This is a genomic window from Novosphingobium sp. LASN5T, from assembly GCF_003856955.1.
Lineage (GTDB): Bacteria > Pseudomonadota > Alphaproteobacteria > Sphingomonadales > Sphingomonadaceae > Novosphingobium.
Map to the genome: position 1 here is coordinate 49,299 of NZ_RQSI01000010.1, position 24,400 is coordinate 73,698.

At 66.5% G+C, this 24,400-nt stretch carries 18 protein-coding genes; 7 read left to right on the plus strand and 11 right to left on the minus strand.

Annotated elements, in window-relative coordinates; translation table 11 throughout:
- Positions 1-49 precede the first annotated feature (49 nt).
- The 6 genes from EH199_RS08850 to EH199_RS08875 all read right to left on the minus strand — a co-directional run bounded on the left by EH199_RS08850 (position 50) and on the right by EH199_RS08875 (position 7,301).
- Positions 50-1,378: an amidase gene (locus tag EH199_RS08850; protein ID WP_124808894.1), complete on the minus strand. Its 1,329-nt coding sequence runs from the start codon at positions 1,376-1,378 to the stop codon at positions 50-52.
- On the minus strand, positions 1,375-2,124 hold the full coding sequence (locus EH199_RS08855; protein ID WP_206694922.1) for an HpcH/HpaI aldolase/citrate lyase family protein: 750 nt from the start codon (positions 2,122-2,124) through the stop codon (positions 1,375-1,377). Before EH199_RS08855 ends, EH199_RS08850 begins: the two co-directional genes overlap by 4 nt.
- On the minus strand, positions 2,121-2,885 hold the full coding sequence (locus tag EH199_RS08860) for an SDR family NAD(P)-dependent oxidoreductase (RefSeq protein ID WP_124808896.1): 765 nt from the start codon (positions 2,883-2,885) through the stop codon (positions 2,121-2,123). Before EH199_RS08860 ends, EH199_RS08855 begins: the two co-directional genes overlap by 4 nt.
- Positions 2,882-4,213 carry a histidinol dehydrogenase gene (gene hisD, locus EH199_RS08865; RefSeq protein ID WP_124808897.1) on the minus strand — a complete coding sequence of 444 codons (1,332 nt, stop codon included), beginning with the start codon at positions 4,211-4,213 and terminating at the stop codon, positions 2,882-2,884. The genes EH199_RS08860 and hisD overlap by 4 nt, the downstream gene beginning before the upstream one ends.
- A 132-nt stretch (positions 4,214-4,345) precedes the next feature.
- Positions 4,346-5,107, minus strand: a complete 762-nt coding sequence (locus EH199_RS08870; protein ID WP_124808898.1) for a phosphatase PAP2 family protein — start codon at positions 5,105-5,107, stop codon at positions 4,346-4,348.
- Between the two features lie 4 nt (positions 5,108-5,111).
- Entirely contained in the window at positions 5,112-7,301 is a 2,190-nt protein-coding gene (locus EH199_RS08875; RefSeq protein ID WP_124808899.1) for a phosphocholine-specific phospholipase C, read from the minus strand.
- On the opposite strand from EH199_RS08875, the gene EH199_RS08880 reads away from it, so the two are divergent.
- The 5 genes from EH199_RS08880 to EH199_RS08900 all read left to right on the plus strand — a co-directional run bounded on the left by EH199_RS08880 (position 7,282) and on the right by EH199_RS08900 (position 14,825).
- Positions 7,282-8,025, plus strand: a complete 744-nt coding sequence (locus EH199_RS08880; RefSeq protein WP_223806558.1) for an HD domain-containing protein — start codon at positions 7,282-7,284, stop codon at positions 8,023-8,025. The two genes, EH199_RS08875 and EH199_RS08880, sit on opposite strands and share 20 nt — an antisense overlap.
- Positions 8,026-8,263: 238 nt before the next feature.
- A complete protein-coding gene (locus tag EH199_RS08885) occupies positions 8,264-11,071 on the plus strand; it encodes a TonB-dependent receptor (protein WP_124808900.1) in 2,808 nt (935 codons plus the stop codon).
- A 234-nt stretch (positions 11,072-11,305) separates the two neighbouring features.
- Complete coding sequence (locus EH199_RS08890; protein WP_124808901.1) at positions 11,306-12,427, plus strand: CapA family protein; 1,122 nt, start codon at positions 11,306-11,308, stop codon at positions 12,425-12,427.
- A complete protein-coding gene (locus EH199_RS08895) occupies positions 12,424-13,443 on the plus strand; it encodes a hypothetical protein (RefSeq protein WP_124808902.1) in 1,020 nt (339 codons plus the stop codon). Before EH199_RS08890 ends, EH199_RS08895 begins: the two co-directional genes overlap by 4 nt.
- On the plus strand, positions 13,440-14,825 hold the full coding sequence (locus tag EH199_RS08900) for an MmgE/PrpD family protein (RefSeq protein ID WP_223806559.1): 1,386 nt from the start codon (positions 13,440-13,442) through the stop codon (positions 14,823-14,825). Before EH199_RS08895 ends, EH199_RS08900 begins: the two co-directional genes overlap by 4 nt.
- A 59-nt stretch (positions 14,826-14,884) precedes the next feature.
- Here the strand turns inward: EH199_RS08900 and EH199_RS08905 are convergent, their stop codons facing one another.
- The 5 genes from EH199_RS08905 to EH199_RS08925 form a co-directional block, all read right to left on the minus strand.
- Positions 14,885-15,667, minus strand: a complete 783-nt coding sequence (locus tag EH199_RS08905; protein WP_124808903.1) for a hypothetical protein — start codon at positions 15,665-15,667, stop codon at positions 14,885-14,887.
- Positions 15,667-17,181, minus strand: a complete 1,515-nt coding sequence (locus EH199_RS08910; RefSeq protein ID WP_124808904.1) for a hypothetical protein — start codon at positions 17,179-17,181, stop codon at positions 15,667-15,669. The genes EH199_RS08905 and EH199_RS08910 overlap by 1 nt, the downstream gene beginning before the upstream one ends.
- An 18-nt stretch (positions 17,182-17,199) precedes the next feature.
- A complete protein-coding gene (locus EH199_RS08915) occupies positions 17,200-19,395 on the minus strand; it encodes a TonB-dependent receptor (protein WP_124808905.1) in 2,196 nt (731 codons plus the stop codon).
- A 102-nt stretch (positions 19,396-19,497) separates the two neighbouring features.
- A complete protein-coding gene (locus EH199_RS08920) occupies positions 19,498-20,733 on the minus strand; it encodes an MFS transporter (RefSeq protein ID WP_223806560.1) in 1,236 nt (411 codons plus the stop codon).
- Positions 20,730-22,052 (minus strand): MFS transporter, encoded by a 1,323-nt coding sequence (locus tag EH199_RS08925; protein WP_223806561.1) that lies wholly within the window; start codon positions 22,050-22,052, stop codon positions 20,730-20,732. The genes EH199_RS08920 and EH199_RS08925 overlap by 4 nt, the downstream gene beginning before the upstream one ends.
- 91 nt (positions 22,053-22,143) lie before the next feature.
- Here EH199_RS08925 and EH199_RS08930 point away from each other — a divergent pair, with 91 nt between their 5' ends.
- Both EH199_RS08930 and EH199_RS08935 read left to right on the plus strand, forming a co-directional pair.
- Positions 22,144-23,325, plus strand: coding sequence for a cytochrome P450 (locus EH199_RS08930; RefSeq protein WP_190287192.1), 1,182 nt, complete (start codon positions 22,144-22,146; stop codon positions 23,323-23,325).
- Positions 23,326-23,366: 41 nt separating this feature from the next.
- Positions 23,367-24,368, plus strand: a complete 1,002-nt coding sequence (locus tag EH199_RS08935; RefSeq protein WP_124808907.1) for a LacI family DNA-binding transcriptional regulator — start codon at positions 23,367-23,369, stop codon at positions 24,366-24,368.
- The last annotated feature ends 32 nt before the right edge of the window (positions 24,369-24,400 follow it).

Sequence of the window (24,400 nt, forward strand, 5' to 3'; positions counted from 1 at the left end):
ACCGAAGCCGGCAAAATTCGGAAGTGCGAGAGAGGCGGAAGCGCCGGGTTTAGACGGCCGTTGCCTCGATCAGCCGGGCAAGGGCGAACAGCGCGCCCTCGTTGACCGGCGGAGCGAGGAATTCGATGCCCACGGGCATGCCGTTCGCGGCGAACCCGGCGCAGACCGTCAGCGCCGGCCAGCCGCTGCGGGCCGCCAGCTCGGGAGCCCAGCCGCCCTTGGGGTTTTCCAGATCGTCCGGAATGGCCTGCGAGGTCGGATAGACGAGGGCATCGATAGCTAGCGCCGCGCAGGCCGCGCCGAGATGCCCTGCCAGGGCCTGGTGCCGTGCCAGGATGCTGGCGGTTTCGCGGTCCTTCGCCGCGATCCGCGCGGCGAGCGCCTTGGCATGATCGGGCAAAAACGCCTCTCCGGCAACGATCACATCGAGCGAGGCAGGGGCGGAGCCGGGCAGGAAGTTCGATGCGAGATAGGCATCGAAGGCCGTCGCGAACTCGGCATCCACGATATGCTCGCCATGCCCGGGGTTGAGGTCGGCGGGCAGCGCGGGCAGGTCAACCAGCGTGACGCCCGCTTCGGCCAGCCGGTCGAGCGCGGTGGCGCATACAGCATCCACGGCGGCGTTGGCGCCGAACACCTCGCGCACCACCCCGATCCGGCGTGGCAGCGCGGACACGGACACACCGTGGCCCATCGCCGCGAGCAGCAATTCGGCGTCCGCCACCGTTCGGGCGATCGGGCCGACCGTGTCGGTGGACGGGGCGAGGGGGGCGATGCCCTGCATCGGCAGCGCGCCGTGGGCGGGCCGGAATCCGACCAGCCCGTTGAAGGCTGCGGGGATTCGGATCGAACCGCCGGTGTCCGTGCCGATCCCGCCCAGCGCATAGCCCTGAGCCACGGCAACGGCCGTGCCGCCGCTCGATCCCCCGGCGCTGGCGTGCGGAGCCCGGGGATGGAGGACGTCGCCGCCCAGCGAACTGCGCGAGCGGATTTCGAACGAGAATTCGGACAGGTTGGTCTTGCCGACGATTACCGCACCCGCATCGCGCAGGCGTTCGACGATTATGGCCGATCGCCGGGGCATCGCGCCGGCAAGCGCGCGGCAGCCCGACGTGGTGGGCACACCGGCAAGATCGATGTTGTCCTTGAGCACCAGCGGAATGCCATGGAGCGGCCCCGCTGCGGTGCCCTGCGACCGGGCGCGGTCGGCGGCCTCCGCGTCCCGCGCCGCGTGCGGATTGAACGCCAGCATCGCGTGGAAGCGATCGCCGTCCCTATCCAGCTTCTCGAGCGCCTGATCCAGCAAGGCACGGGCGGTGGTTTCCCCACGCGCCAGCATCGTCGCCGCGGCCGTTATGCTGGCCGGCGGTCCGGTCACGCGCGCGTGCGGTCCAGAAGGGCGGCGGCGCCCTTGAGCAGGAAGGCGTGGTCCGATTCCAGCAGGAACAGCGTCGCGCCGTGCTGCCGCCACAGCGGGACGTCTTCGGCCCGCGCCACGAACATGCCCACCGGGCGGCCATGGCGACGCCCGGCAGCGCAGATCTTTTCGACGGCGGCGATCACCTGCGGGTCGTCCTGGCTGGACGCGCCATAGGCGACGGTCAGATCCGCACGTCCCACGAACAGCGCGTCGATGCCCGGCACGGCGGCGATCTCGTCGATGGCGTCCACCGCTTCGGGGTCTTCGATCTGGGCAATCACGGCGGTATTGGCCGCACTTGTGGCCAAGTGATCGGCCATGGTCCGCGTGGTATAGCCCGCCGCGCGCGATGATCCGGCATAGCCCCGGCCACCCGCGCCATAGTGCGCGTACCGCGCGAGCGCTTCCGCTTCCGCCCGGGAACGGACGTGCGGCGCGACCACGCCGGTTGCTCCGCAGTCCAGCGCGCCAAGGATCTGTTCGGGCGAGGTGACCGGCACCCGGACCAGAACCGGCTTGTCCGCCGCGCGGGCCAGTGCGACGCACAGGTCGATATCGCGCCGGTCGAACGGCGCGTGCTCGGCATCGAGGCACAGGCAGTCCAGCGCCGTCAACGACAGGACTTCCACCACGATGGGCGATGGGGTCTTGATGAACGTGCCGACCAGCAAATCGCCGGCGTTCAAGCGTGCCTTGAATGTCATTCCGCCGTCCATCCGCCATCGACGACCAGGCTGGTGCCCGTCACCATTGCGCTGGCATCGCCGGCGAGGAACAGCGCCGCGCCCATCAGGTCTTCCACGGTGCCGAGCCGGCCCAGCTTGATCTTCTGGAGCACGCTGGACCGGAATGCCTCGTCTTCGAAGAACGGTTTGGTCATTGGCGTCTCGATGAAGGTTGGCGCGATAGTGTTGCTGCGGATGCCGTGTGGCGCAAGGTCGAGCGCGAAGGCCTTGTTCATGCCTTCCAGCGCCCCCTTGCTGGCACAGTACAGGCTCCGGTTCGGCCCGCCGACATGGCCCATCTGGCTGCCGATATGGATCAGGCTGCCCTTCACGCCATCACGCAGCATGGCCTTTACGCAATGCTGCGCCACGAAGAACGCCGCTTTCACGTTGAGGTCCAGCACCGCGTCGTAATCGGCCTCGTCCACCTGCCACATCGGCATGGGGCGGTTGGTTCCGGCGTTGTTGACAAGGACGTGGAACGCGGGCCGGCCTTCGAAGAAGGCGGCAACCGCGCCCATGTCCGCCACGTCGAGCACGGCCGCCTCGGCCATGCCACCCGCCTGCCCGATGGCGGCGGCTGCTTGTTCGATTTCGCCTTGCGTCCGCGCGGCGAGCGTGACCGCCGCGCCCGCTTCGGCAAGGGCCGCCGCCATCGCCAGCCCGATGCCCCTGCCGGCGCCGGTCACCAGGGCCCGGCGCCCGTCCAGGCGGAAAGACGGCGTGGCGGGCAGCATCAGGCGCGCGTCAGTTCGCTCGGGGTTGCCTGCCCGGCATAGGGCACGTCACGCCCGCCATAGCGCCGCACGCGCAGGTTGGCCTGCTCGCCGTGCCCGGCGAAGCCTTCCAGCGCGCAGAGCCGGCTGCAATATTCGCCCACCAGCGCGCTCGCTTCGTCGGTGAGCACCTTCTGGTAGGTGCAGGTCTTGAGGAATTTGCCCACCCACAACCCGCCGGTATAGCGCGCCGCCTTCTTCGTCGGCAGCGTATGGTTCGTGCCGATCACCTTGTCGCCGAAGCTGACGTTGGTGCGCGCGCCCAGGAACAGGGCGCCGTAGTTGGTCATGTTCTGCAGGAAGTAATCCGGATCGGCCGTCATCACCTGCACGTGCTCGCTGGCGATCTCGTCAGCGATCCTGACCATTTCCTCGTAGCTTTCGGCCACGATGACCTCGCCATAGGTCTCCCACGCCTTGCGGGCATGATCGGCGGTGGGGAGGATCTGCAACAGGCGCTCGATCTCGGCCATCGTTTCGCGCGCGAACTTCTCGCTGTTGGTCAGCAGCACGCCGGGGCTGTCGGGGCCGTGTTCCACCTGCCCGAGAATGTCGGTGGCGGCCATTTCCGGGTCGCAACCGATCTCGTCGGCGATGATCAGGGTTTCGGTGGGGCCGGCGAACAAGTCGATGCCCACGCGGCCGAACAGCTGGCGCTTGGCTTCGGCCACGAAGGCATTGCCGGGGCCGACCAGAATGTCGATCGGGTCGATCGTCTGCGTGCCGATGGCCATGGCGCCGATCGCCTGGATGCCGCCCAGCGCATAGATCGCGTCCGCCCCGGCCAAGGCTTGCGCGGCCACGATGGCGCGGGCGGGCTTGCCCTGGAACGGTGGGGCGCAGGTGACGACGCGCTTCACGCCGGCCACCTTGGCGGTGATCACCGACATGTGCGCCGACGCCAGCAGCGGATACTTGCCGCCCGGAACGTAGCAGCCGGCGGCGTTGATCGGCACGTTCTTGTGGCCCAGCACCACGCCGGGCATCGTTTCGACTTCCACGTCCTTCATGGAATCGCGCTGGATCTGCGCAAAGTTGCGCACCTGCGTCTGCGCGAACTCGATGTCCTTGCGCTCCTGCGCGGTCAGGCTATCGACCGCGGCATCGATTTCGGCCTGGCTCAGGCGATAGTCTTCGCGGTCCCACCCGTCGAAACGTATGCTCATCTCGCGCACGGCCACGTCGCCCCGCGCCTCGATGTCGGCCAGCGCCGCTTCCACCGTATCGCGTACCTTCCGGTCGCCCTCGGCCTTCGCTTCCGCCGTCGCCCCACGCTTGAGATAGATTGCCACTCAACTCTCCGTCTTCGGATTTGCATTCGAATGCAAACGGTGTGGCAAGCTTGGTGCGGCAAGTCAAGGGCAAGGCGGATGCGAAGCCTCGGGGCGCGGTATGTATCGTCTGGACGATGCCGGCGCCGGCGGTTAGCGGCCGGGTCCTTGCCCGCCCAGTTCGGCTTCCCGTGCGCAGGCGGTCGGGTCCGGCACCGGGGCATGGGCGCGCAGCCTTGCCAGTTCGCGCGCGGCAGCGACAAGATCGCGGTGATAGGCAGGCGAGGCCTGCAGCATCGCGAACATCGCGCTGCCGGCAAGCCAGCCCGCTTGCACCGCGCTGTGCGAATGGACACCGCAGATCACGCGGCTTTCGCCATAAGCGCGGGCACGGGCGAGGAGCGGCGTGGCGCGATCGGGCAGCAACTGGACCAGCACCAGTGCTTCCAGCCAGCCGTTCGCGGCATGGCCCGAAGGATAATCGCCGTTGCGCGCGAGATGATCGGTGCGCGGCTCGCAAATGGGCGCATCCGTGCCGAGATAGGGCCGCGCCTTGCGATAGTGCTCCTTCACCGGTCCCACCATCTCGCCCGTGCCGATCCGGTCGAGCAGCGCGGCCAGCGCCGGCGCGCGGCGAGCATCTATCCGCATCCCCATGGCGCAGGCATAGCGATCGAGCGGCGCATTGGTCACGTCGTCGGTCGCCATCCGCCAGCGCGGGCTTCCCTCGAGCGCGCGGGTGGCCCGAAACAGGGCAAGATCGGCGTTGTCCTGCGGGCTGCCCGGCGCGGGGGGAAGGGGCAGCACGGCCACCCCGTCCGGCACGCGCGCCGGCGCCACGTAAGGCGCCTGCGCTGCGCCCGAGGTTGCCGCGAGCGCGAGCGCCACGCCCGCCGCCAGCCAACCGCGCCGCACGCGGTCAGGCCTCGATGCGCATCGGGCCGATGCCGGGATCGGTCCGCCCGGCGCGCCCGTTTTCCACCTTGCCGGCAAAGCGGCGCAGGAAGGCCGGTTCGCTGTCGGTGCGGATGGTGAGGTCGTACCAGTTGTCGCTCGGGCCAAGCCGCCACAGGTCGCTCACCCGCTTGCCCGGCGCCACGGACACCGAGCGGATCGGCGCGGTCTGCGCGCGGTAGGCGGGATCGAGCGCGATCGCGAACGTCACTGGCGCGGCTCCACGATTGACCAGCACGAGTTCCACTGCATCCATTTCCGGTCGGTCGATACACAGCGCCTCAACGTGCGCGCCAAGTGGCCCAGCGAAGCGCCGCCACAGCCCGTTGGGGCCGCGCAGGGTGAGGTCATAGGCGTCGGCGGTTGCGTCGGCAGCGGGGAGGGGGGCATCGTGCCACTGTTCGCTGGCGAAGCGGTCGCCCGCGCCGATGGTGTAGTGCCATGGCTCCTGCCGGTCGGTGTTGTCGTGGACGGTGAAAGCCGCGCCCTTGGTCCCTGTGTTCGCCAGCGACAGACGGAAGCGGCGTGCGGGCGTGACTTCGCCCGTCACCGCGAGGCGATAGGGCAGGGGGCGATGCGGGCGCTGGCCGGGCATCTGCGCGGCGGGCTCCTGCCGCGCGGGAATGGCGTTGGCGGTGCCCGCCGCCGAGCGGGCCACGCGGTCGCGGAAATCGGCGGTATCGGGCAGCGCGCGCGCCGGGCGCGAGGGATCGGCGCGCGTGAAATCGAACGCGGAAGTCAGATCGCCGCATACCGCGCGGCGCCACGCGCTGATGTTGGGTTCGCGCACGCCGAAGCGCCGCTCCAGAAAGCGCAGGACCGAGGTGTGGTCGAACAGTTCTGAGCAGACGAAACCGCCCCGGCTCCATGGCGAGACCAGCATCGTCGGCGTGCGGATGCCCAGCCCGATGGGGTGGCGCGCGCCATGTTCGGCGGCCCAGGCGCTTTCGGCCGACCAGTCCTTCATCTCGCCGTCGAGTGGCACGGTGCTGTGCCCGCGATAATCGCCCACCGGCGGCACCGGCGGCGGCATGTGGTCGAAGAAGCCCCCGGCCTCGTCGTAGTTGAGGATGAACACAGTCTTGGCGAAGACGTCCGGGTGATCGATCAGCGCCTCGATCAGCTTTGCGGTGACGTGTTCGCCCTTGGACGGTTCGGCCTTGGGGTGTTCGGACAGGTCCGCTGCCGTGACGATCCACGAGACCGCCGGAAGCTGGCCCGCCGCCACGTCGGCACGGAACGCGGCGACGAGCTGTTCGCCGTCCGAACGGGTGCGGTCCGGCCCCTGCCGATGTTCGCTGACCCAGGCCCGCCCCCGGCGGTATAGGTCGGAATCGGGCGGGCAGGGTCGGAACGGCGGGAATACCGAGAGCAGGTTGTCGCCGAAATTGTCGTATTCCTGATAGACCTTCCACGCGATGCCGGCCTGCTGCAGCCGTTCGGCATAAGTCGTCCAGCGATAGGCGTCGGCGCGCAGCGGCTGGTCGGTCGCCATGTCGGCGCTGGGCGTCTCGTCCTCGCCATAGTTGCTCATTTCCGGATCGCCGCCGACCGTGCCGCCACCGTTGCAGCCGGTGAACAGGTGCAACCGGTTGGGATAGGTCTGCGTCATGGTGGAGCAGTGATAGGCGTCGCAGACGGTGAAGGCGTCCGCCAGGGCATAGTAGAACGGCAGGTCGCCGGCGGTGTAGTGCAGCATCCGGTTGTGTAGTTCGCCGGTGTGGCCCCAGCGGTCGTAGCGGCCCCGGTGGAAGATGTGCATGTTCTCGCGGTGCGACTGGTCCGCGCCGTCGACGGTGAACGATCGGGTCGTGTGCGAATCGCCGTGATAGGGCAGGACATGCCCGTCGGGATGCTGGTCCGAAGGCTGTGCCCACACCGCGCGTCCACCCGGCAGGCGCAGCGGGCGGGGATCGCCCAGCCCGCGCACGCCGTTCAACATGCCGAGATAGTGATCGAACGAACGGTTTTCCTGCATGTGGATGACCACGTGCTCGACATCCATGATCGAGCCCGTGTGGCCCGCCGGCGCGATCGCCAGCGCCCGATCGATCAGGCCCGACCACAGTCCGCCTGCCGAAAGCGCGCCCGCCACGCTGCCCGCCTGCGCCGTCGCCTTGAGGAAATCGCGCCGGTTGCCGCCGCTTCTGCTCATGCCCGTGCCTTTCTCCGTTGCCGTCAGCCGGTCTGCAAATGTCGCCAGCCAGTCATATTTTTGGTATAGTCCAAAACTGCTACAGATTGACGACGCCCGGAGCGGTACCGGGCTGCATAAAACGATGTGCAGGCCTTGCATTGCCGCGGCAGGAATGACGGGAAACCGAATGACGACGACCAGAATTGACAGGATTTTCCGAATTATCAACGAATTCGGCGACCATCACTACGGCGAGGAGATCTCCCAGATCGAGCACGTTCTGCAATGCGGGCATCTGGCGCGGACGCAGGACTGCTCGCCTGCCATGGTGGCGGCATCGCTGTTGCACGATATCGGGCAATTCATTGACGATGCCGGAAATGCTGCGGAGCACAAAGGCATTGATGCGCGTCACGAGGTGACGGGGGCTGCGTTTCTTTCTCCGTTCTTCGCGCCTGACGTGACCGAGCCGGTCCGCCTGCATGTCGATGCCAAGCGTTATCTCTGCGCGGTCGAGCCGGGTTATGCGGAAGGCCTCAGCGGCGCTTCGCTGCTCAGCCTGCAACTGCAGGGCGGCGCGATGAACCCCGATGAAGTGGGCTCTTTCCGAAGCAACCGCTGGTTCGAGGACGCGATCCAGCTTCGCCGCTTCGACGATCTGGGCAAGCGCAAGGACTGGCAGGTTCCCGATCTGGAAACATATCGCCCGCTGCTTGCGGGTCTGCTGCTACCCGAAGGTTGAAAGCGGTGCGACGATGGGCTGCTTCGCGGCGGCCGTTCCATATTTTGATGCAGGCGCGAAAGCTGTCACGCCGATGTAATGGCTAACTGGTTTATACCAGTTGACTGAAAAATCGATTCGCAGACGCCCCGCCCGCCGGAAGCTCTCCGCCTCCGGCAACGGGTGCGCCTTGCCTTTTCGGATCGTCCCGCCGGTGCGGGGCGCAGTCGGGGTTCTTGCGTTCCTGGGGAGAAACGACATGGCAGGTTACAAGCGCGCGCGGCAGGGCCGCGCGCTGTTCCGGGCGTCTGTGGCGATCGCGTCGATCGTCGCGGGCACCGCCGCGCACGCCGATGAAGCGGCCGATGCGCCCGATTCCATCACGGTCACCGGCCAGCGCCTGAGCACGGTGGCCGCGATCGAGGAGAAGAAGAAGGCCGATAACGTCATCGACATCATTTCGGCGGACAACCTGGGCAAGCTGCCCGACGCCAACGTGGCCGATGCGCTGGCCCGCATTCCCGGCCTGTCGGTGATCGTGAACCAGGACACGGGCGAGGGCGAATACGTCGCCATTCGCGGCCTTTCGGGCACGTACAACGCGGTCTATATCAACGGCGTGCGCGTGGCGCAGACCGATCCGGGCAGCCGCGACGTTTCGCTCACCGTGCTGCCGCCGAACGGCCTTGCCTCGATCCGTGTGACCAAGACGCTGACCCCCGACCAGGATGGTGACGGCATCGGCGGCTCGATAGATTTCCGCACGCCCACCGCGTTCGATTTCCAGAACGACCTGACGCTGCGCGCCTATGGCGCGGCCGGCTTCAACCAGCAGGCGAAGGACGCGGGCGAAGCGGCGGGCACCTATCAGGGCCAGCTCGATTTCGGCAAGCGCTTCGCTGATGGCCGCTTCGGCGTGTTCATCTCCGCCAACTACGGGATGAACCACGGCAACGGGCAGGAAACCGAAAACGACGGCGAATGGGAACCCTATCGCTGGCGCAAGGACAGCCAGGAAGCGATCGACCAGAGCAACATGCATCTGCCGGGGATCGATCTCGATTACCGCCGCCTGCAGCAGAAGCGCTATGGCGGGAACGTCTCGTTCGACTATCACGGCGATCATACCCAGCTTTACCTGCGCGGCCAGTATTCGCACCAGGAACAGCGCGGCACCAACGACGTGACCGATTACCGCAGCCGCAAGACCGCGCGGCTGACGCAGGTGAACATTAATGACACCACGCTGGTCCAGCCCGACAAGGCGGTGATCGGCACCGGCGCCAAGGGCCGCATCTACAGCTATACCACCAGCCAGATCGTCGATGCCGACGGTGATGGCGTGATTACCGATGCCGACCGCAATTCCAGCCAGTATTGGTCGCTCAACGGCCGTTCCGGCGTGTGGAACCCGCAGGCGTTCCAGTTCGCGCGCAACTTCTCGACGATCGACCAGAACCAGACGCTCTACACGATCAACCTGGGCGGCCACACCGATGCCGGTCGGCTCCAACTCGATTACGACGCCAGCTATTCGGGCGGTTCGCGCGCCACGCCGGAAAGCTATTCGATCAGCTACAACTGCGACAAGTGCACTTATCCGCTCAACGCGCAGGGGTTGGACTGGGTCTCGGCCGACCCGCGCTTCCCGCATGTCGACCTGACCGGCCCCGCCGCCAATGTCGAACATGACTCGTCGCTGCTGCCGTTCGACGGGCTCAACGTATCGCGCGACCGCCAGAAGGACAGCCGCATCGCCTTCCGGTTCGATGCGCGCTATAATTTCGAAGGCAGCGTGCTCGATTACGTGAAGGTCGGGGCCAAGTTCCTCCAGTCGAAGCGCCAGTACGATTACTATCCCGGCTACGGCGGCGATCTTTCGGGCACGCCGCTCGATGGCCTCAACCTCAAGCAGTCGGGGCTCGTCCAGAAGGAAGTAATGAGCGTGCTGGGCGGCCAGTACTATTACGGCGACGTGTTCAACCGCGACAAGGTGGTCGCCGCGATCAATGCCGCGATGAAGGCCAACGGCTTCACCGACAGCGGATTGCCCGATCTGACGCAGCGCAAGCGCGGCACCGAGCGCGTCTATGCCGCCTATGCCCTTGCTCATTTCCACTTTGACGCGCTGCAGGTGATCGCCGGCACGCGCTTCGAACGCCGCGAGACGCACAACGTCGGCTGGTCCGACGACAGTGCCGGCAGCGGCTTCATCGCGACCGACCGGGGCTACAACGTGCTGCTGCCCAGCGTGACCGCGATCTGGCGCCCCGACGACAAGAATGTCGTCCGCGCCGCGATCTGGACCGGCTATTCCCCGCCCGAATACGGGTTCATCGCCGCCAGCCAGTCGGTTTCGCGCAATTCCAAGGGCGAAGTGGTCGGCATCTCGCGCGGCAACCCGGACCTCAAGGCGGCGCGGGCGCTCAACCTCGATCTCTCGCTGGAAACCTATCCCGATGCCACCAGCATCGTTTCGGCGGGCGTGTACTACAAGCGCATCTCGAACTTCATTTTCACCGGCGGGAACGAGGTCAACGCCAACACTTCGGTCGGCACCGTCGTGATCGACCAGCCGCAGAACGGGCAGAGGGCGACGATCTACGGCGTCGAGCTGAATATCATCAAGGGGCTGCAGGGCATCACGCCGCCGTTCGACGGCTTCGGCATCGAGGGCAACATCACCGTGCAGAAGTCCAGCGCGGAAACGGGCCTTGCCTATCGCGCCGGCAAGCCGATCCGCTTCGTCAACACGCCGCACCTGATCTATAACGCGGCGCTGACCTACCAGAAGTACGGCGTCGAGGCGAAGCTCTCGTACAACTATCGCGGCAAGTACATCGAATCGCTGCGCGACAACGCGGTCGACAAGTGGGTCCAGCCCAACCGCAGCCTCGATTTCCATTCGCGCTACAACTTCAACAAGCACTTCGCGCTGGACTTCGACGTGGGCAACATCCTGGGCGGGTGGAAATACTACACCACCAAGGGCGACAATCCGAGCTACCAGAAGGATTACATGGAGCCGGGCCGCACGTTCCTGTTCCGCGCCAGCTACGTGTACTGATCTACCCTTCCGGACCTGGCGCGGGGGTATCCCTCCGCACCATCCACGCCGCCCGGCCCCCTCACTGGCCGGGCGGCGTTTTGTTGGGTGTGATCGCCCGCGGTGATCTGCAACCGCGCGCCAAGCATCCGGGCGTCGATGATGTAAGCGCTTGCGCTCGTTCCGTTGGCGCGGTAGCCCGATGAAAAGAGGCCATCGCCGGTTCCGTTTCGCATGGCCTTGCGGGAGAAGATCGTGATCCACACCGTTCTCGCCACGGGCGACCTTGCGATGGATCGCGATGACTATGACGCCTGTTTTGCGGGCACGGCCGATCTCCTGCAAAGCGCCGACATCGTGTTTGGCCAGCTTGAAACCAGCTTCGCCGAGCGGGGCGTAAGGCTTCCGCAGGCGCGCCACGCCGTACTGGCCCGTCCCGAAGGCGCCGCAGCGCTTGGCCGGGCCGGGTTCGACGTGATCTCCATGGCCGGCAATCATGTGATGGACTGGGGCGCCGACGCCTTCTTCGAAACGCGCGGGCACCTGCAGGCGGCCGGCATCGGCGTAGTTGGCGCGGGGGCCAATATCGTCGAGGCGCGCCGCCCGGTGCTACGGCAGCTTCCTGACGGAACGCGCGTCGCCTTCCTCGCCTATTCCAGTATTCTGCCGCACAGCTATTGGGCGGACGAGCGCCGGCCGGGCTGTGCGCCGATGCGCGCCTTCACGGTTTATGAGCAGATCGAACACGATCAGCCAGGCACGCCGCCGCGCACCCACACCTATCCCCATCGTGCCGATCTTGCCGCGATGGAGGCGGATATCCGCGCGGCGAAGCGCGAAGCGGATGTCGTGCTTGTTTCGCATCATTGGGGCATTCATTTCGTGCGCGCGGTGATCGCGGACTATCAGCGCGACGTTGCCCGTGCGGCGATCGCCGCGGGGGCTGATGCCATTTTCGGTGGCCATGCCCATATCCTGAAGGGCTGCGAGGTGATCGACGGCAGACCGGTATTCTATTCGCTGTGCAACTTCGCGACCGACCTGCGAATGGACCCGGCGCATGCGGCATCGAAGAGCTTCAATGAAATCCGCGTTCTGGCGGAGGAATGGGAGCCCGATTTCGACAGCCTTTACAATTTCCCCAAAGCCGCGCGCCTGTCGATGATCGCGCGGCTGGATATCGCCAATGGCCGGGTGCGGCAGGCCGGCTTCCTGCCCCTGGTGATTGGCCGCGACGCGGTACCGCGCGTGCCTGCGCCGGGGACCGCGGATTTCGCGGCGGTGATCGATTACATGGCTGCGGTGACGGGCGAGGCGGGGCTCAACGCGCGCTATCGCGTAGAAAGCGACATGGTCATCGTGGAAGCGGCGCCATGAGCGCGCGCCACCGTCGGTTGTCGCTGGCCGCTTTTCCGATGGAAGCCACGGTCTTCCTCTATCTGCTGGCCTATCTGCCGAACGTCATCGTCACGCGTCTGGTCACCTCGGTAACGCATCCCGGCCTGGGACGGCCGCTGACCGGGCTGGAAACGCTGCCGGCCTCGCTGATCATCAGCATGGTCCTGACGTGGGCGTTCATCTGGCTTTCGGGATGGCACCGCGATGCCCACGCCGTGCGGGTGGCCGGCATGCGTTTGCCCGTGCCGACGCGCTATACGCTGCTTTCGGGGCTGGGGACCGCGCTCGTGCTGTTCACGGTGCCGCTGTCGTTCACGATCCGGGATGTGAGCATCCCGTTCATCCAGCTCATCATGCGCGGCGATGTCCTGGTTATCGCGCCGCTGGTGGACATGGTATTCGGACGCCGCGTACGCTGGTGGAGCTGGGCGGCGCTGGCCATGGTGCTGCTGGCCTTGCTCATCACCTTGACCGATCGGGGCGGCCTCAAGCTGCCGCCCATCGCGATCGTGACGGTCGTGCTCTACACCATCGGCTATTTCCTCCGGCTCGCGGTGATGACCAAGATTTCCAAGACCGGAGATGCCGCCTCAGTCCGACGCTACTTCGTCGAGGAAAAGATGATCGCGCTGCCCTTGTCGGTGGCAGCGCTCGCGCTGATGTCCGCGTCCGGCATCGGCGGCCAATCGGGCGAGCTTGCCTGGGGCTTCGTCAGTGTGTGGACGGACCCCGTGCTGTGGCCGCTGTTCTGGATCGGCTGCACGCTGACGTTGATTTCGGTGCTGGCGATCCTGATCCTGCTGGACCCGCGCGAAAATGCCTATTGCGTGCCGCTGGAACGCGCGGCGAGCCTGGTCGCCGGGGTTGGCGGATCGGTTCTGCTCGCCTTGTTCTGGGGATTGAAGATGCCGCGCCCGGCCGAACTCGTGGGCGCCGGCATTCTGATCGCGGCGATCGTGTTGCTGTCCCTCGCCCCCCGGCTGGCGGCGCGATGATGGCGTCGCCCGAAACCGGCATCAGTGACATGCTGACCCGGCACATCGCCGCGATGCGCTGGGAGGGCTTGCCCGACGATGCGCGCGCCGCCGCAGCCCGCGCATGTCTGGACGCAACCGGGGTGATCTACGCCGCCAGTGGCCTTGCGCACGAAGCGCAGCCGTTCGTGACGCTGGCCGCGCGCGGTGGAGAGGGGCCGTGCAGCATTCTTGGTACCGGCATACGCGCCATGCCGGTCGGCGCCGCCTTGGCGAATGGCGCCCTTGCCCATGCGGTTGATTACGAGGACGCGTTTGATCGCGCGCCGGCCCATCCCAACGCCTCGCTCGTCCCGGTGCTGCTGGCGCTGGCGCAGTCCGAAGGCCCGGTGGATGGCCGGCGCTTCCTGACGGCGCTGGCGGTCGGTGGCGACATCGCCTGCCGTATGGCGCTTTCGCTCAGGCAGCCCATGGAGGAGGGAGGATGGTATCCGCCCCCCATCGTCGCGGCCTACGGTGCCGCCGCCGGGGCGGCCAACCTGCTGGGGCTGAATGCCGCGCAGGTGAAGGACGCGCTGTCCATGGTCCTGTGTCAGGCAACCATGCCGGGCGAGATCAAACACAGCCGGACGACGGTGCTGCGGGCGGTGCGCGAGGCCTTTCCCGCCCAGGCCGCGCTTACGGCGGTGCTACTGGCAAGAGAGGGGGTTGCGGGGTTCGAAGCCCCGCTGGAGGGCAGGGCCGGGTTTTACGCGCTTTACGCCGGTGGCGCCTTTTCGGCCGACGATCTTGCCGATCGGCTGGGCACGCATTTCTGGGGCACGGAACTGACGTTCAAGCCCTGGCCGAGTTGCCGGGGAACGCATCCGTTTATCGAAATGGCGCTCGATCTGCGCGGCCGGCACGGTTTTGCCCCGGCCGCAGTCGCCGGCATCGATGTGGAGGTCGATGAGGTGCAGCACATGCTGGTCGATCCGCTGGAGCGCAAGCAGGCGCCGGCGGTCGCGATCGACGCGAAGTTTTCCATACCGTTTACGACGGCGCTGGCGCTGACAAAAGGTGGCGTCGGCCTCGACGATTTTGGCGCCGACACGCTGGCCGACCAGCAGGTGCTGGCCCTATCGGCGCTGGTGCGGCCGCGTATTGCGAAGGCGCCGGCCTGGCAGCGGGGCACCGGCGGGGCGATGGGCATCCGGCTCCACGATGGGACGTTCCTGGAGGCGATGGTGCCCGATGCGCTGGGCTGCCCGGCGCGCCCGCTGCCGCCTGCGGCGCAGCACGCGAAGTTTGTCGATTGCCTTGCCCATGCCGCGTTGCCGCGTGGCCGGGAACAGGCGGAACATCTGGTGGCCGCGATTCTCACGCTGGATCGTTGCGAAGACGTGGGCAGCCTGTTCGTGTAATCGTGCGCAAACCGCTTGCAGGCGGCGGTCCTGCTGGGCTGCCGCGCTATCGGCCGTGTTCAGAACACCGCACGGATCTCCGCGCGGCGTTGCGATTGTCCGGGTAGCCCGTCCGCTTCCGGCTCGTCCGTGGGCAGGGCGCCCGTTTGCGCGCGGGTCTCCACGATCATGCCCGGCAGAAGCCGCCGCAGCGTTTCGGCGATGCTGGCGGCACGCGCGGCGGCAAGGCCGGCCGGCTCCGCGATAGTGCGGCCGGACACGGGCGTCGGGTCGGTTGCGGCAAATCCGGTGATGACAAGCTTCCTGGGGTGAGCCGCGCGAATCCAGGTGACCGCGTTATCGATCAGCCAGTCGTCGTACTGATAGACGAGGAAGTCGTTGCCGAACTCGAAATAGACCGGGAACGTGCGCTCGGCGTAGGGACCGGGCGGCACTTTCCGGGGCACGGACAGCGGATCGATGTTGCGGCGGGGCAGCTTGTAGCGCCGGCCCGCGTATCCTTCCGCCGGCAGCATGTGGCGCGGGCAGGGCGTCTCCAGCCGCGAAGTCCGCACCGGGTCCAGCACCGTTGCCCCGCACGGTGTGGGCGGATCGGCGGAAACGCGGCCTTCCACCAGCACTTCCCGGTTCCAGTCGGGTTTGTAGGGGCTTTGGCTCACGTCGTAGCGGATCCCGCTTTCGCGGTCGTCCGCCAGCCAGCAACCCGATTTGCGGCCGGAATCGGTATCGCGATAGACGGGGCAGGCGATGAAGCGGACAAGTTCGCCCGCCTGTTGCGCCTGTGCCGACAGCGGCGCCGCCAGCACGATGATCCATCCGGCTGCAATCGCGATCCGTTTCATCACAGCACGCTCATCAGATTGACGAGATCCTGTTTCTCCTGCTCGGTATAGCCGATGGAGTAGCGACGCTCGTAATAGTCCACGATCCCTCGCAAGTCCTTTGCCAAGCCGTTGGAGAAGTACGGCGCGCGGGCGGACAGCCCGCGCATGGATTGCAGCGTGATCTTGCCGACATCGGCGCAGCGGCCACTGGTCAGCGCGAAGCCGGGATCATAGGTGAAGATGACCCGGCCATAATGCGGGTGCGGCGCTTTCAGGCAGGTGACCTTGAACAGCGGCAGATCGGCCCAGGGATCGGCGAAGGGCAGCGTCGTCGTGCCGAGGTCGACCTGCCCCGGCGCCACATCGTTCCCCATCTGGCTCATGTTGTGACAGAACACGCACGAATTGCGCACCGGATTGCCGAAGCCGATGCGGGAATTGATGCCGGCCGTGTCGGTGATGAGAAACATCTTTTCGCGAAACACGCGCGCCCCGCGGGCAACGGACTGGCGGAAGGCCAGTTGCTGTGGCGTCAGGGTGCGCGCATCTTCCGCGCTGATCTTTTCCCAGCCCGTGAATTCGCTCCACACCGGCTCCCCGATGCTGCCAAGCGCGCCGGGCTGCGAATCCCGCAAACGCGCCGGGCCTGCCCTGGCGCCGGTCGTATCGACAGCACCGCCGGCCTTGCTCGCTTGCTGCGCGGTGAAGATGCGCAGTTCGAAATCCTCGATCCGCCTGCGCTGCTCGGGCGTCAGCCTGCGCAGCATCTGCAGGTGGCTGGCCGCGGCGTCTTCCATCTGGATGCGCAGGTTGCCGGCGCGGTTGTCCGCCATGAGATTGCCGGATTCGGGCTTGCCCGTATCCGGATCGAGCGGCAGCGCGTAGCCCTGCTTGGGATCATAGGGGAAGCCGACCGCCAGCAGGTATTTCATGTTGGCGACCGGGCGCGGCCGGCGATAGACTGAGATCCTGCCCGCCGCCGGGCCATAGTGCGGACCGCTGTTGCAGCCGTTCGGATCGCGCACCACGTCGATCGAGAAGTCCGGCGTCACCGGCTGGCCATTGAACTGCCGCACCGGCCACGGGCGTTCGATGCGGATCAGCCCCCGTTCCAGCAGCAGCGAATGCGATGCGCGTTCCGCCTGCGGCAACGTGGGGCAGTTCGAGCCGTCGTAGGCCGCGAACAAGGGGTCCTTGCCGCCGGTGCGATCCCATTGCCGCCGCGCGCTTTCGGCAGACAGGCTCATGGCATCAGCCGGCTGGTGGCAGGTCACGCAGGCGCGGCCGTTAGGGCCGAGGGGCTCGAAGAACGGGTGGTCCTTCGTCGGCATCGGACCGCCGACAAGCAGCGCGCGCAACGTGCCGTTGGCGTTGTCGTAGTCCAGCTCGGCCGGAAACACCCGGCCTTCGCCCGGTGCCCACCAGCGGTCCGGCGCATCGCCGCCCCGCGCGCCCGCCGAAAGGGCAAGCGTGAGGACGGCGATCGCGGGCAGGACGTGGTGGAACCGGATGGACTTGAACACGGTGCGCATCACGTCCTTCCGTTGCCGTCAGTTGCCGATCTCGACCTTGATGCGCAGGCCGTAGGTGCGCGGGGCGCCATAGATGATGCCGCCGTCCGCGCTCGAGCTGTTCTGGATCTGCGTGGCGATGTAGGTCTTGTTGGTCAGGTTGTTGACGAAGGCTTCCAGCTTGTACTTCTTGCCCAGGTCGAACGTCAGGCGCGCGTCGAAGATGTCGCGTCCGGGAACCAGGGTGTTCACGCTGGGGAAGGGCGTGGCATTCTGCCGCGACAGATGCGACCACTGGATGCGCGGCGTCACGTCCACGCCCGCCAGCGCGAGCGTGTATTGCGCGCCGGCATTGACCGTCCATTTCGGAGAGAAGGGCAGCACCCGTCCCTTGGGCACGAAGCGCAGGTTGGTGGGGCAGCCGGGATCGGTGCCGGCCGCGTTGGTATCGGAGATGCAGGCCGAATTGTTGAACTTGGCATCGAGATAGCCGACGCCGGCGTTGGCGGCGAAGCCGCCGAACTGGGCGGTCAGTTCGAGTTCACCGCCCTTGGAGCGCCCCGCCAGCGCGTTCTGCGTGGTGGGCAGGCCGCCGACAAGGCTCGACAGCTGGATGTCCTTGTAGTCCGAATAGAAAACGTCGCCGTTCACGCGCAGGTGGCGGTCGAGGACTTCCGTCTTGAAACCGAGCTCGTAGACGAAATTGCGCTCGGGCTTGAAGTTGGGCGTGTTGGGCGTGAGGTTGACGCCGCCCGCCTTGTAGCCCTTCGACGCGGTCAGGTAGATCAGCCCGTTGCCGTTGAAGTGATAGTTGACGCCAACCTTGCCGGTCAGCTGGCTCGAGGCCTGTTGGCTGACGAAGGGCAGGGTAAAGCCGGCGCCCGGAACGGCAAAGCGGGTGTAGACCTGCTTGTCCCAGCTGTAGCGCGCGCCTGCGAGCAGTTCGATCTGCGGCGTCACGTAATAGTTGATCTGCCCGAAGATCGATTGCGAGGTGTTCTTGGCGGTGGTGATGATGCTGCTGTTCGATTGCAGCAGCTGCGTGGTGTTGCGGTTATCGCGCAGCAGCGTCACCGGAACGGTCTCGTCCATCACGAACGCGCCCAGCACCCACTGGAACGGACCCTTGCCGGTCGAAAGCAGGTTCACTTCGCCGATCAGCGTCTTGAAGCGCGTATCGCCGTTGCTGACCCGGCCCGGGAAGCGCGCGGTGTTGGCGCCGGTTGTCGGCAGGTTGGCCGGAACCGGCAGCGCGGTTGCGGTGCGGTCGCCGTCGGTCTGGTCGTGCGTGAAGCCGTCCTGCCACGAAACGAGCCCGCGCGCCTGCACGGTGTCGGCCACGTCGTAGCGCGCCTCGGCCGAAATCCGGTAGCCGGCCTGGTTCTGGAACGAGGGGGCGTCCTCCTCGATCACGAACGGGTTGGAGGAGACGGCATCGTTCCGGTTCTTCACCGCGTTGTTGTCGGTCCGCACGTCGAAATATTCGCCGCGCACGTTGACGTTCAGCTTTCCATCCATGCCGCGCAGGCGCAGGTTGGCGCGGATCGCGTCCATGTTGAGGTTGCCGGGCTGGCTCAGCGCGTTGGCGGCGATGTTCCGCGTGTAGCTGTCACGCTGTTCGTGGACGTAGGCGACGCGCAGGGCAACGTCCTCTCCGCCGATATTGGCGGCCACGACGGCGCGATAGCGATCATAATTGCCCGCGGTGAAATCGCCCACCGCGAAATTGCTGCCGAACTCGGGCTCGGGCGTGCGGACGTAGACCGCGCCACCGGTTGAATTCTGGCCGGTCAGCGTGCCCTGCGGCCCGCGCAGCACCTCGATCGAACCGATGTCGAAGAAGCTCTGGCCGATGAACTGTTCGTGCGGGATCAACTGGCCGTCGATGTAATAGGCGACGCCCGGGTTGGATGTTGGGGCGGACTGCGCGATGCCGACGCCGCGGATATTGATGAACGTCGATCGGTTGAAGGTGTTGATCGCCACCGATGGCGCCACCTGCTGCATGTCGTTGAGGTTCGACACGCCCTTCCTCTGCAGATCCTCGCCCGACAGGACCGTTGCCGAGATGGGCACATCCTGCAGGCTCTGCGTGCGGCGTTCGGCGGTCACGACGATGGTCTGCAGTGCGCCGTCGTCCTGCGGGCTGTCGGCCGTCTGGGCCAGCGCGGGGAGCGAAACGCTGCAAAGAAGGATGGACAACGCAGGGCGCGCCGCACGTGCGATGGTGGTCATGGTTTCCTCACCCTCATGAGAATTGTTTGTGGCGTTGGCCGATAACGCATATGTAAGCCCTTGCATAGATGCTTTGTCACGCCGTTGACCCGATAGCGTCCGTCAGTGCGCGCGATTGCGTTGTTCGTGTGCCGACGGGAGGCGTGAAAGCGCGCAGCAGAACGCAAAGGCGGTTGTCAGCAGCAGCGCCAACGCCAGCCGTAACGGGGTGACCGGGGCGAACAGGCCGAGGATTGCCATGGCGCAGCCGCTGGCAAGCATCTGCGTCGCCCCGGCGAGGCTGGCCGCGGTTGCCGCGAGCCCTTCCTCCGCAAAGATCGCGGCATGGATCGCGGCCGGTCCGATCATGCCCGAGGCCACGCCCAGCAACATCATCGGGGCGACGAGTGGTACCGGGCCGATGATCCCGCGGTAGGCCAGCCATGTGGCAAGCAATGTTCCACCCAAAGCGATCGCTGTGCCTGCCAGCAGCGCATCGCCGCGGCGCTCGGTCAGGCCGACCAGGCGCGTTCCGGCGATGCCGGCGCCCGCGATGGCAAGCAGCGCCGTGCCCGTTTGCGCCGGTGTCAGTCCGAACTGGCGGATCAGCAGGAAAGGAGCGCTTCCCAGAAACATGTAGAGGCTGCTGCTGGCGCAGGCGAGACTTCCCGTCGCCAGCAGAAAACCCGGGTTCGACAGGAGTCGGGCATACCCTTTGAGAAGCCTCGCCGAACTGGCCCGCGGATGGGCGGTGGAGGAGCCGCTGGCAGGCGCACCGGTCCTGTCCCGCGTTTCCGGAAGCAGAAGCCACGATGACGCGAACGAGGCGCCGCCCACCAGCGCCAGCATTCCCAGGATCATGCGCCACCCGCTGCGAGTCACAATGAGCCCCCCGATAACGGGCGAGATTGCCGGGGATAGCAGGACGATCGTCATCAGCGTGGCCTGCCTGCTTGCGGCTTCCACGCGATCGAACAGATCGCCCACCATGACGCGCGATGCCACGACTCCGGCCGCTCCACCCATCGCCTGCAGCAGCCGCGCGCCAAGCAGCAGCGGGAAGTTCGCGGCAAGCGCGCCGCCGGCCGCGCCCAGCATGTAGCAGGCCAGGCCCAGCAGGAGAACGGGGCGGCGGCCCCAGCGATCGGCAACCGGCCCCGCGATCAATTGGCCGCAGGCAAGGCCGCCGAGATAGACGCTCACCACTTGCTGGGCGCGTGCGGGATTCAGGCCCAGCTCGCCGGCCAGCACTGGCAGGGCCGGCACCAGCATGTGGATCGCCATCGATCCGAGTGCGGCCACGCTCGCCAGGATGGCGATCGTGCGCAGGCCGTGGCGGCGCCCGGCCTGACCGTTCACGCAGCGGCCTGTGCGCGCGCGGCGACCGTCCGGGCGATGAGCGTCAGGCTGGCGCACAATGCCGCGATGCCGACCAGCAGGAGCGTCGGCGGCGTGAACGAGCCGGTTGTTTCCTTCAGGTATCCCATCATGGGGGGCACGGTGGCTCCGGCGAGGCTGCCGGCCATGTTGATGACGACGATGCCCATCGGCAGGCTTGCGGGCTTCAGCATCCGCGTCGGTATTGCCCAGAATGCCGCGACCGTGCAGCCGGTGCATGCGCCCCCGATGATCAGCGCGATCAGTCCGGGCAGGCTGGCGCCGGCCCAATCGGCAACCAGCAGGCCGAGTCCGCCGAAAAGTGAGGGCACGGCGACGTGGAGATAGCGTTCTCCCGTTTTGTCCGAATGGCGCGCATTGAGGACCAGGCCGATGCCGCTGGCCGCCCACGGCAGCGCGACGACCAGCCCCGTGGCGCCGGCGCTCAGGCCTGAAAGGCCTTTCACGATCTGCGGCAGCCAGAACATGATCCCGTAGTTGGAAGCCAGGATGCAGAACCAGATGGCGCAGCACAGCCAGCCGACCGGATCGCGCAGCACCGCCCAGCGCGCCCCGGTGGCGTGCGCGTCCGGCATGGCGCCAGGCTTCGACGCGCCTTTGATGTTGCCGCGGATCCACGCGCGTTCCTCGGGCGTAAGCCAGCGGGCATCGTCCGGCGAATCCGGGAAATGCAGCCATGCGAATGCCGCAAGCGCGAGGGCCGGGAGCGCTTCGGCCAGGAACATCAGGCGCCAGCTTTCCATCCCCAGTGGGTGATCCAGATCGAGAAGCAACCCGGAAACCGGCGCGCCGATGACTTGGGCCACCGAGATGGATGTGATGGGGATGGCGAGGATCGATGCACGGTACCGCTCGGGTGCCCACTGGCTCAGATAGAGCATCGTGCCCGACGAAAGGCCGCCTTCGGCGAAACCGATCAGCACGCGCAGGCCATACAGTTGCCATTCGGTGGAGATCATCGCCATCGCGCAGGACGCCAGCCCCCACGCGGCGGTTATCGCCGTGAGCCAGCGGCGCATCCCGATGGCTTCGTACAGCAGCACGCTGGGATATTTCGCCAGCATGTAGCCCACGAACAGGACGCCGGCGCCGAAGCCGTACTGGGTGCCCGACAGGCCGAGGGCGCGGTTCATATCGAGGGCGGCAAACCCCACGTTCGTGCGGTCTATCGCGCCCATCAGCACATAGAACGCCGCCGGGACGACCAGATGCAGCAGCACCTTGCGACCCACCGATTGTTCAACGGCGGGCACGCCCTGCGCTTCGTGGTGCTGTTTCACGCATTCTCCCCATTTTATCGGCGGCATCGGTGTCCGTGAGGGAAGATGATAGCGCTTGCATATGCATTCGTCGATACTTATGCATCGCGCCATGAAAACCACCGTTCCGCAGGATTTCGATCCAGAAAAGCCCGAGGACTTCGACAGCGCGCATCGCGAATATGCGCGTTTGCGACGGGAATGTCCGGTGGCGCACACCGATGGCCTGGGTGGTTTCTGGGCGTTGACGCGTTATGACGATGTCAAGCGTGCGGCCTCGGATTCTTCCACGTTCATCACGTCGGTGCAGAACGTGGTGCCCAAGGTGGCGTACACGGGCCGCCGGCCGCCGCTTCACCTCGACCCGCCCGAGCACACGCCCTATCGCAAGGCTCTTAATCCGCTGCTTTCGCTGGAAAAATCGGAAGCCTACGCGGACAAGGCGCGGGCGCTGGCACAGCGGCTGTTGACCCCCATGGTCGCGAAGGGTGGCGGCGACATCTGCGTCGAATTTTCCAGCTATCTGCCGGTCCATATCTTTGGCGAATGGATGCGCATGCCCGATGCCTGGCTCGATACCCTGCATGACGCGGGCCGGGCCTTCATCCTGGCGGTTCATTCCAACACGCCGGAGCGGATGAAGGAAACCAGCTTGCGCCTGTATGAAATGGCGCGCGGGCTGATCGCCATCCGGCGCGAGCAGCCGCAGGACCCCGAAATCGACCCGACGAGCGCGTTGCTGGCCGCGCGGCACGAGGGTGAGCCTTTCCCCGAGGAACTGCTGGTCGGCACGGTGCGTCAGGTTCTGGTGGTCGGCATGGTCGCGCCGATGGTGATGATCGGCAATATCTGCGTCCATCTTTCGCGGGACACGGCGCTGCAGCAGCAATTGCGGGCGGACCCTTCGCTGATTCCGGCCGCGATCGAGGAATTCCTGCGCCTTTACACGCCCTATCGCGGCTTTGCGCGCACCGCCGTGTGCGACGTGGAAATGGGCGGACGGACGATTCCGGCAAACGAGGCCATCGCGCTCGTCTATGCTTCCGCCAACCGGGACGAGGAGGTGTTCCCCCAAGGCGATACGTTCATCCTCGACAGGCCCAACATCGCCCAGCACCTCGCCTTCGGGCGGGGGCCGCACAATTGCCCCGGCGTGCACCTGGGCCGGATGCAACTGCGCGTGGCGCTGGAGGAGATCCTCGGTGCGACAAACAGCTTTTCGCTCGATGGTCCGGTAACCGTGAGCCGATGGCCGGAAATCGGTGCGCTTTCCGTTCCCTTGCGCTTCGCGTAACGCGATTGCGCACCGGGGGCGGGGCGGGCTAGGCAAGGCGGATGAACGACGTTCCCGGCCGATCACCCACGCTAGACGATGTCGCCGCGCATGCCGGGGTTTCGACGGCGACTGTCAGCCGCTTCGTGAACAATCCGTCGGTGGTTGCGCCCGCGACCGCCGACCGCATCCGCGCGGCGATTGCCGCCACCGGCTATATTCCCAACCTGCTCGCCGGGGGGCTTGCGTCCAGCAAGTCGAAAATGGTCGCGGTGCTGATCCCTTACCTGACGGACTCGATTTTCAACGACACGATCCAATCGATGGTGGAAGAACTGTCGGGGGCGAGCACTACCGTCATGCTCGGGCTTACGGGCGTGTCGGCCCGGCGCACCGAGGATCTCATTCGCGCGGCGTTGAGCCGCAGGGTGGATGCGATCATCTTTACCGGCCCGGTCACGCCCGAAGTCGAAGCGATGGTCCGCCGGTCGCCTGCGTTGTTCATCGAAGTGTGGGATCTGCCCAAAGAGCCCATCGGCCTTGCGGTCGGATTCTCGCACGAGGCGGCGGGGCGCGATGTGGCGCGCTTCCTGATGTCGCGCGGTTACCGCCGGCCGCATCTGGTGACGGCCAGCGGCACGCGCGCGCAGATGCGGCGCGATGGCTTTTTCGCCGAATGGCCGGCCGCCGAGGGCATCGCTCTCACGGAATCGAGTGTGGAGGTTCCTTCGCGGTTTGGTCATGCGCGCCGCATCTTCGCCGAAATCCGGCGCTTGCCGGACATGCCCGATGTAGTGGTTTGCGGTTCGGACTATCTGGCGCAGGGAATCATCGTCGAGGCAATGGCGGCCGGATTGCGCGTGCCCGAGGATATTGCCGTGGTGGGTTTCGGCAACAGTTCGATCGCGGGGGAAATGCGGCCGACGATTACGTCGGTCGAAGTCGATGGCGCGCGGATCGCGCGCGAAGCCATTGCCGCGATCCGCAAGCATGGCAACGGCGAGCCATTGCGGGAACGCTGGATCGACGTGGGATTTCGCCTGATCGCCCGCGAAAGCGCCTGAAGGCGGAGGGGGGCGGGGCCGCGTCGCCGCGC